The 1314-nt window shown below is 41.5% G+C and carries 1 protein-coding gene; it reads right to left on the bottom strand.

Annotated features, from left to right (window positions below; translation table 11 throughout):
• Window positions 1-45: 45 nt before the first annotated feature.
• Window positions 46-1227, bottom strand: coding sequence for an integrase core domain-containing protein (locus BLT07_RS20595; RefSeq protein ID WP_091874505.1), 1182 nt, complete (start codon window positions 1225-1227; stop codon window positions 46-48).
• Window positions 1228-1314 lie beyond the last annotated feature (87 nt).

Below are 1314 nucleotides of genomic sequence, written 5' to 3'. Positions count from 1 at the left end.
AATGTTCGTAAAGGCACATAGTTTACACAAGTTAAAGATTAAGGTTTACACTAAATTAATTTCCAGCCTTGTTGCTTGTTCTTTATTTCTTAGATACTTTTCATCGAAGAAACCTAAAAATACGTTTCTATAAAATACCCTCCAAATACCGTTTCCCATTTCCTGGATACCTACATATTTCCCCATTAATGAGGCGGTCACATATACCCAGTAATACGATTTCCATCTGATAGATCCATTCTGTGTTACTTTAAGAACCTTGTATTTGGCATCATAGTGAAAGTCAGGTATTCTCTCCAGAAACGGTCTGGTAGAGAAGTCATGCGTATCAGCAGGTGTCTTCATGTTCAAAGCTTCATGAGGTCTTATGTTATTATATTCCTTTACAAAGTGGTTCAGACGTCTTTGTTGGGCTTTTAGGTCATAGGCCGAAGGTTTGGCACAAGCTGCTTTTAGATCTCTGTGCATGCGTTCATGTCTACCGTTCTGTTCTGGATGGGCAGGGTCTGAAAATACAGGAGTGATACCCAGTTCAATAAACCAATAGGAGAGCTGGGTAAATCGTTGTATAGTGCGTACCGAACCAAAGGGACTACCATTGTCCGTGTGTATTTGTTCGGGAACACCGAATGTTCTGAAGACCCTTGTGAATTCGGCCTTGGCAGACTTTAGGTCCTCGTGGTAATGCCCTTTGGCAGTGAACAGGAACCGGCTTCTGGAGTCCGCGATGGTGAGTGGATGACAGTAGATCTTATTGCCCATCAGAAACTTCCCCTTATAGTCCGCGCTCCAAACTTCATTACACTGTTTTGGGTCGAAAATAGGATATACCGGTCTGACCCTTCGCATCCGTTTTTGTGGACATACCAGACCATTGTTCTTTAGGATTTTATGGACCGTGACCACGGAAGGGACTTCTTGCCTTGTAAAATCTTTAAACAACAGTTCCCTGATTTTTTTGGCACCCCAATGCCTGTGCTTTTTCTTTAGGTCTAGAATGCCTTCAATGATATTTTGACCGGTTGCATTGGGGTGTTTTCCAGGAGCTCTGGACTGTTCCCGCAGGGCCTCGAAACCTTGTTTTTCGAATCTGCCTATTAACTTATAGGCAGTTGGTCTGGAGATTCCGAAACTTTTGCATAGTTCCGTAACGGTGTATTTTCCTGTACGCCATTCGCAGATAAATTCGATTTTTTGTTCCATAGTCGTTGTTTCTTTCCAAGGCATAATAATTTGATTTTAATCTCAAATTATAACCTTAAAAGTGTAAACTATGTCCCTTTAACTTTGTAAAGGATGTCCCTTTAACGTACC

Source organism: Pricia antarctica (assembly GCF_900101815.1).
Classification (GTDB): Bacteria; Bacteroidota; Bacteroidia; order Flavobacteriales; family Flavobacteriaceae; genus Pricia; species Pricia antarctica.
This window is presented reverse-complemented; position numbering and strand designations above follow the sequence as displayed.

Bases quoted from the DNA above. Each gene is read 5' to 3' on its own strand.
- BLT07_RS20595 (WP_091874505.1), bottom strand. From the start codon at position 1,227: ATGCCTTGGAAAGAAACAACGACTATGGAACAAAAAATCGAATTTATC.